Below are 7,924 nucleotides of genomic sequence, written 5' to 3' on the forward strand. Positions count from 1 at the left end.
AGAAGTAAAATCATTAATTGAGAGGTTTATGTCAAAATTCGGAGATTTAGTAACAGCAGATGTGCCGGTATTAGTTTTTTTCTATGCGCAGTGGAATGATGCTTGTACAACCATGGATGCTGTTATCTATGAAATTGCAGCTGCTATGGGGGATAAGTTGCGTATTGTTAAGATTGATGTAGCAAAGAATAGTGAATTAATAGAAGCATTGCGTATCAAAAAGGTACCTACCATGTTGTTGTACAAAAATGGAGCAATGATTTGGAGACAAAGTGGACTAATGGAAGCCGAAGCTTTACTTAGTGTCACGACCACCTTATAAAAGAGCAAAAGAGTATCCCTTTTCTTTTAGGTGTTTAATCAATAAGGGAAGGGTGTACTTCATGTTTTTTTCTGCTTTTATACTATCGTGAAAGACAATAATACTACCTGGTTTAACTCGCTTAAGGGTGCGGTTTAGACAAGCTTGTGGACTTATTTTCGCTTCGTAATCTTTTGTGATAAGCGACCACATAATTACTTCATACCCTTGATCTACAATATATTTTCCTTGTTCTTTTTTGATTTTCCCATAGGGAGGACGGAATAACTGAGCCAATGGTTTTTGGTGCTTTTCGATTTCTTGTTGACATTGGTGAAAATTGGCAATATACTCCTTCAAAGGGGTTTTCCATCCCTTGAGGTGATTAAAGGTGTGATTGCCTACTTGATGTTTTTCTGCTAGAAGGCGCTGAAAAACATGAGGGTGTTTGCGTATATTATCCCCAATGCAGAAAAATGTTGCTTTGATCTGCTGTTCCTTCAATAGATCCAAGACCCATTCGGTTACACCGGGAATAGGCCCATCATCAAATGTCAGATAAACTACCTTTTCACTAGTAGTTCTCTTCCAAGTGTATTGTGGAAATAAAAAAGATAGGAATCGACTCATAATTCAAAGATAAGAAAAAAGGTCTAACCCCTGTCGAGGGGTTGCCGTTGACTAAAAAAATACGTTTTCGATAAAAGCAAAAGAGGATGTCCCTTTTGGGGACACCCTCTTTTTAACTATGGATGTGTTGGTGTATTATTCTATTCCACCACCTAGAGAACGGTACAACTGTACTAAAGTAGTAAGTTGAGTTAACTCGGTGTTGATGTAGCTTAATTCAGCGGCAAGAGCATTTTCTCTCGCTGTTAATACATCTAAGTACGTCGCCATCCCTTGCACCAATAATTCTTCAGAATAGGTGGTAGCTAATTGATAGGCTTCGTATTCTTTTTTCTTCAGGTCTAATTTTTCCGAAGCACTTTCATAGGTATACAAGGCGTCAGAAACCTCTTTAGAAGCCGTTAAGATTGCTTTTTTGTACCCAAGATACGCTTGTTCTTTTTTGGATTGAGCTACTTGGTGTTGCGTTCTGATCTGTCTACCATTTAACAAAGGCTGGGTTAAACCACCGATGAAGTTAGCAAACACAGAACTCGTATTGAATAACTCGTCAAAATCAAGACTTTGAAGACCGCCATTTGCAGTTAAACGCAAAGAAGGGTAGAAGTTTGCTCGCGCAACATTCGTCATCTCAAAAGCGTTTACTAAGCCGTATTCTGCTGCTCGAACATCTGGACGATTGGCTAAGAGTTGCATAGGAACACCAATGGTAAGATCAGCATTCACTTTTTGATCACTCAACTTCTCTCTTTTGATCTCCCCTGGATTTTGCCCGAGTAAAATACTGAAAGTATTCTCAGTTATTTTGATGTTGTTGTTTAAATCAACCAATAAAGCTTGCGCATTGTACAGTTGTGCTTGCGTTTGTTTTACTGCGATTTCGTCAACTTGTCCAGATTCTTTTAACGCGTTAATTGTCTCTAAACTGTTTTTTCTGTTCGCAATGGTTAGTTCTGTAATCTCCTTTTGTCTGTCTAATGCAACCAATTGAAAATACGTAGTTGCAATGGTAGAGATTAGCTGTGTTTTTACAGCTTGTTGTGCAGATACGGTTTGCAAATAACTTGCCACAAACGCTCTTTTGTTACTTCTGAGTTTACCCCAAACATCTAACTCCCAAGAAAACTGCCCTGTAACATCATACAAGTCTGTCTTTACGCGTTTGTCGCCATACATAATCCCTTGTGGACCATTTTTAGACTGAATGCTGTGGGTGTAATTTGCACCAACACTTAAAGTAGGAGCATAGCCCCATTTACCTTGTTGCATATACGCTTGGGCAGCATTGATATTCTCAATGGCAATTAGCATGTCCAAGTTGTTTTCTAACCCAGTCTCAATATACTGAATTAAGGTTTGGTCAGAAAATAACTCCTTCCATGACATTGTAGCCATGGAAAGAGAGTCTGAAGTACTACTACCTCTATATTGTTCCTCTTGAATAACATCAGGTCTATCGTATTTCTTTGCAACTATACAAGATTGCAAGGTAAGTCCTAATATAGCAACAGGAATCGCTCTGTATATAAATTGTTTTTTCATTTTATTCAGACTTAATTTCTTCAAATTTAATTGGTTTAATTTTCTCTTGAAGATATTGGAATATTGCATACAATACAGGAATTACAAATACCCCGATAATCGTACCAATCAATAAACCAAATGCAGCACCTGTACCGATTGAACGGTTTCCAATATATCCAACTCCTCCTGCGAAAACTAATGGCATTAATCCTAAGATAAACGCAAATGACGTCATCAGAATCGGTCTTAAACGTGCTTTCGCTCCGTTGATTGCTGACTCTACAATTGATTCACCATGTCTTCTGCGTTGAACAGCGAACTCCACAATCAAAATGGCGTTTTTCGCGAGTAGTCCAACGAGCATTACCAGGGCAATCTGGAAGTAAATATTGTTTTCTAAACCTGCTATTTTTTGCGCAAGGAATGCTCCCATGATACCAGTTGGCAACGATAAAATTACCGCAAATGGCAACATATAACTTTCGTATTGTGCAGAGAGTAAGAAGTATACAAATACCACACATAAGAAGAAAATTAATACCGTTTGGTTTCCTGCATTAATCTCCTCACGAGATAGTCCGGTAAAGTCAACGCCATAACTCGCTGATAAGTTTTGTTGTGCAACTTCTTGTACTGCTTTAATCGCATCTCCCGAACTGAATCCAGGTTTTGGAGCTCCTGTAATATTCGATGAAGTAAATAAGTTGTAACGGTTGATCGACTGTGGTCCGTAAACTTTGGTCAAGTTTACAAACTGTGTGATTGGAGCCATCTCGCCTGAACCTGTTCTCACATAAATCTCATTTAAGCTATTTACATTTGAACGATATTCTGGTAAAGATTGAACCATTACACGGAATTGTTTACCAAAACGAGTAAAGTCAGCCGCATATATACCTCCAATATACCCTTGTAAAGCAGAGAAAATGTCGCTTACTAATACGCCTGATTCTTTAGCTCTTGGTATATTTAAGTCTAATTCATATTGTGCGTAGTTCGTGTTAAATGACGATTGCGCATACATAATCTCAGGACGTGCCATTAATGCACCTAAGTACTCTTTTGATTTCGCGTCGAAATCAGTTAACGAACCTCCTGTTTTATCTAATAATTTTAGCTCAAAACCAGATGACATACCGAAACCAGGAATACTTGGCGGTTGGAAGAAAATCATCCTTGCATCTTGGAATTGTGTTGCTGCTAATCCGAATAATTTTCCAATTACCACATCAGTCGCTAATTCTGGCGCTTTTCTTTCTTTAAAGTCTTTCAACTTGATCATCGCCATACCGTAGTTTGACCCTTGACCGTTGATGAAAGAGAATCCAGATACTACAGTTACCCCATCAACCCCTGGAATTTGTTTTACGATTTTCGAGAATTCTCGCTGAATAGCTACCACACGGTCTTGAGAAGCACCTGCTGGTAACTCGATGTTACCCATGATGAATCCACGATCTTCGTTTGGTACGAATCCAGTAGGCATTGTTTTGGCCGAAAAATAAGTGATCCCTAAACACGCAATTAAAACTACAAAGGTGATCCATTTGTGCTTTAATAATAGCTTGAATGAGTTACCGTATTTTTCTGTAATGCTATTAAATGCGATGTTGAACGCTCTAAAGAAACGTTGAAGTAAATTCTTTCTCTTTCCGTGCTCTACCACATCGTGGTGTTTCAAGAATACCGCACATAGGGCAGGACTCAAGGTAAGAGCGTTTACTGCTGAAATTAAAATCGCAATAATAAGGGTAATACCGAACTGTTTATAGAATACTCCCGTAGGACCACTAATAAAGGTTACTGGAATAAATACTGCCGCCATTACTAGGGTAATCGAAATAATTGCACCTGAAATTTCATCCATGGTACTTTTACTCGCTTCAAGAGCATCTTCACCCGTGGCTTCCATCTTGGCATGGACGGCCTCCACCACAACGATGGCATCATCCACCACAATACCAATGGCAAGTACGAGGGCAAATAGGGTTAGTAAGTTCAACGAGAATCCAAAAACATTCAAGAAGAAGAACGTACCCACAATTGAAACCGGTACTGCAATCAACGGAATTAACGTTGATCTAAAGTCTTGTAAGAAGATATATACCACAAAGAACACTAGGATAAACGCTTCAATTAACGTAGTTACTACCTTACTGATTGAAGCATCCAAGAATTCGTTGGTATCCATCAACACTTTGTAGTGAATTCCGTCAGGGAAGTTTTTCGATAGAGATTCTAACTCAGCATGTAAGTGCTTGTTAATTTCTTGTGCGTTTGAACCTGGCGTTTGGTAGATCGCCATCGCAACTGCCGGGTGTCCGTCTAGTTCCGAGTTACCTACATAGGACATCGCACCTAGCTCAATCTTAGCTACGTCTTTTAATAAAAGTATTTGTCCATTAGCTAATGACTTAATAACAATATTTTCATATTGTTCTTGTGTTTTATACTTTCCGCTGTATTTAATTACGTATTGGAAAGCTTCTGCATTGTTTTCACCCAACTGTCCTGCAGCAGCCTCCAAACTTTGTTCGTTTAATACGCGAACAACATCTGACGGTACTAGGCCATAGGCTTTCATTTTTGCAGGTTCAATCCAAATACGCATCGAGTAGTTACGCGAACCAAATGCCTGAGCATCCCCTACACCACTTACACGTTTTAACTCAGGAATAACGTTAATATTCATGTAGTTTTGGATGTAAATCGCATCGTAGTTTGGATTGTCCGAGTAGAATGACAAGAACATCAACGCACTGGTTTGTTGCTTTTGTGTCGTTACACCTGAACGCGTTACCTCTGCTGGTAAAAGCGGTGTAGCACGGGCCACACGGTTTTGTACGTTTACTGCTGCAATATCCGGGTCAACCCCTTGTTTAAAGATTACTTGAATACTCGCGCTACCGTCATTACTGGCAGTAGAGGTAATGTAATCCATGTTTTCTACCCCGTTTACTTGCTCTTCAATCGGGATGATCACACTTTGCATGACAGTTTCAGCATTCGCACCTGGATAACTGGCGTTGATTTGAACTGTAGCAGGCGCAATATCAGGATATTGCGTTACCGGAAGCGCGGTTAACCCTAACACCCCCAAGATTACTATTAGAATAGAAATAACTGTCGATAGAACAGGTCTTTCAATAAATGTCTTTAACATAGTTTAGAATGTTGGTTTGTAGTCGTTGATCTTCTCAATTGTCGTTGGCGTTGGTGTAATTGCTGTTCCATTGCGCAACGTACCCAATCCTGTACCTACAATTGTTTGTCCTTTTTCAAGACCCGATTTTACAACAGCTAGTTTGTTTACGCGATCTATTACTTCTACTTGAGTCGCTTTTACCGTATCGTTCTCTACTTTATACACATAGATTTGACCTTGCTGCTCGAAAGTTGAAGATTCTGGAATAACCATCGCATCAGTATACGTTTGTGGAATTAGTAAAGTTCCACTGTTCCCTGTGCTCAAAATGCGCTCTTTGTTCGGGAATGCCGCACGTACTTGTACTGTACCTGTTGCTGTGTTGATTTGTCCACTGATTGTTTCGATTTTTCCTTTGTATTGGTAAGTCGATCCATTAGCTAGCTGTAACTCAACTTCTGGTAAATGATTTAATTTTTCTTTTAATGTATTTCCTTCAATTTTCTCAACGAAGTTAAAGTACTCCTTCTCATTCATAGAGAAATAAGCAAACATCTCGCTGTCGTCTGAAACTGTCGTCAACGGTGTAGGATCGCTAGGTGAAATTAACGTTCCCTCACGGAAGGCGATAGCCCCTACAATACCATCTATTGGGCTTCTCACAATAGAGAAATCAATATTTGCAGCTACACTATTGTAGTTCGCTCTAGCCGAAGCTAGTTGGCTTTGTGCACTAGCTAGATTTGCTTTTGCCGTCTCCAATTGAATGTTACTGATAATTCCTTTTTGTACTAAAGGAACTAATTTGTCTACATTGACTTGTGCTACATTAACTTGAGCCTCAGCTGTTTTAATGGCTGCTTTACTAGCATCCGCATTTTGTGTTAAAACATTGGTTTCTAAACGGAATAAAGGTTGTCCCTTTTTTACTAGTGAACCTTCGTCTACGTAAACTTCCTGTATGTATCCTGTTATTTTCGCGCGAACGCTACTAGTAACTTTTCCCTGTAGGGATGTTGGATACGAAGTATGACCAACAACATCTTGTGTTGGAACTTGAATTACTTGGTATGGCATTGGACCTTGCCCTCCTTGTGCTTGCTCTTTCTTTCCGCATGATATTACGGCAAGTGATGAAAGAGAACCAAGAACGATAGTATGCAAATAACGTTTCATATAAATTACTGGTTTGTACTTTTTAATTTTTCTATTGTGTTTGCTAACTGAACTTTGCTGTTTTCTAAGTGATCGATATAGAGTTTCATTTTCGCTTGACAGTTGTTGGTGTTGATTAAGCCTTCTTCGGCAAATCCTTTGAGTTTTAAGGTCAAGACTGACTCGCGATCTAACATATTTTTGATCAACTCTAATCGTGCGGTTATAAAATTGGAATTTAAACGGAAAAACCGCTTCCGTTCGTCTATTTTGTTGAAGTGCTCAATCTGGTTGTTGCTGATAAGTAAGTTCAAACTAGTGGATACGGAACTCTTACTCGCATTTAACCGGTCTACAAGTTCGTCGAAAGTCACTCCATCTCGATTGTTGTTGAACATAATGTAAGTGTAGATCTGCGCCGTTAATGGCGAGAAATGATATACCACTTCATGATGTGCACAAAAATCTTGGAATAAATCGACTAATCGTTGGTCGTATTGCATATTGAGAATGATTCTATAATAATTAAGTAGCGCAAAGATAGGGTTAGTTTTGTAATCACCGAACCAAACAAACTTAAAGTTCTCTTAAATTATGTAGACGACGTCTATATAAGGTGAAAATTCAATGTTAAAAGGGGTTAGAGGATGATTGAATGGTTTTTAATTCCCTGTATTCATAGCGAATTTCTCAAAATATGAATTGTTTTTTTGTTTATATGGATGGGGTTGTTAGAATAGTTTTGCGTATTTCACAAGGAAATAGTAAGAAAAAAAAGAGGTATTTTCGCCTAATCATTCAGTTTAAACACCGTTCGTCATAAAAATGACCTTGTTTTGGGAGGAAGATGGATTTGGAAAGGTAGAAAACTCTTTTGGGAGAGGGGAACAGGATGTGAATTTGATTAGAATTGATGCGAAAAAAGATTTTTTTTAAGCAATTGTTTTGGGATATCTTATTGATATTCTGTGAGAAGAAAAAGAAATAAAAAGATTGATAAAAAAATATCTTTTTATTTCTTGCATAAAATTTGAAAAATGCCTTATATTTGCATCCACAAATGCGGAAGTAGCTCAGTTGGTAGAGCTCCAGCCTTCCAAGCTGGTTGTCGCGAGTTCGAGCCTCGTCTTCCGCTCTAAAAACTTGATGAAAGTTTCTAAAGATCATCA

The 7,924-nt window shown here is 38.6% G+C and carries 6 protein-coding genes and 1 tRNA gene; 2 read left to right on the forward strand and 5 right to left on the reverse strand.

Annotation, left to right across the window (positions count from 1 at the left end):
- Positions 1–28: 28 nt before the first annotated feature.
- A complete protein-coding gene (locus tag HX062_RS05845; protein WP_182627834.1) occupies positions 29–322 on the forward strand; it encodes a thioredoxin family protein in 294 nt (97 codons plus the stop codon).
- On the opposite strand, the gene HX062_RS05850 is transcribed toward HX062_RS05845, so the two are convergent.
- From HX062_RS05850 to HX062_RS05870, 5 genes are all read right to left on the reverse strand, one after another.
- Entirely contained in the window at positions 317–931 is a 615-nt protein-coding gene (locus tag HX062_RS05850; RefSeq protein WP_182627832.1) for a polysaccharide deacetylase family protein, read from the reverse strand. The two genes, HX062_RS05845 and HX062_RS05850, sit on opposite strands and share 6 nt — an antisense overlap.
- A gap of 135 nt (positions 932–1,066) precedes the next feature.
- Positions 1,067–2,473: an efflux transporter outer membrane subunit gene (locus HX062_RS05855; RefSeq protein ID WP_182627830.1), complete on the reverse strand. Its 1,407-nt coding sequence runs from the start codon at positions 2,471–2,473 to the stop codon at positions 1,067–1,069.
- Between the two features lies 1 nt (position 2,474).
- Entirely contained in the window at positions 2,475–5,618 is a 3,144-nt protein-coding gene (locus HX062_RS05860) for an efflux RND transporter permease subunit (protein ID WP_286466782.1), read from the reverse strand.
- 3 nt (positions 5,619–5,621) lie between these two features.
- Positions 5,622–6,776, reverse strand: a complete 1,155-nt coding sequence (locus HX062_RS05865; RefSeq protein ID WP_182627826.1) for an efflux RND transporter periplasmic adaptor subunit — start codon at positions 6,774–6,776, stop codon at positions 5,622–5,624.
- 5 nt (positions 6,777–6,781) lie between these two features.
- Entirely contained in the window at positions 6,782–7,258 is a 477-nt protein-coding gene (locus HX062_RS05870; protein ID WP_182627824.1) for a GbsR/MarR family transcriptional regulator, read from the reverse strand.
- Positions 7,259–7,817: 559 nt separating this feature from the next.
- On the opposite strand from HX062_RS05870, the gene HX062_RS05875 reads away from it, so the two are divergent.
- A tRNA-Gly gene (locus tag HX062_RS05875) sits at positions 7,818–7,890 on the forward strand.
- The last annotated feature ends 34 nt before the right edge of the window (positions 7,891–7,924 follow it).

This window comes from Myroides sp. DF42-4-2 (assembly GCF_030326445.1).
GTDB lineage: Bacteria > Bacteroidota > Bacteroidia > Flavobacteriales > Flavobacteriaceae > Flavobacterium.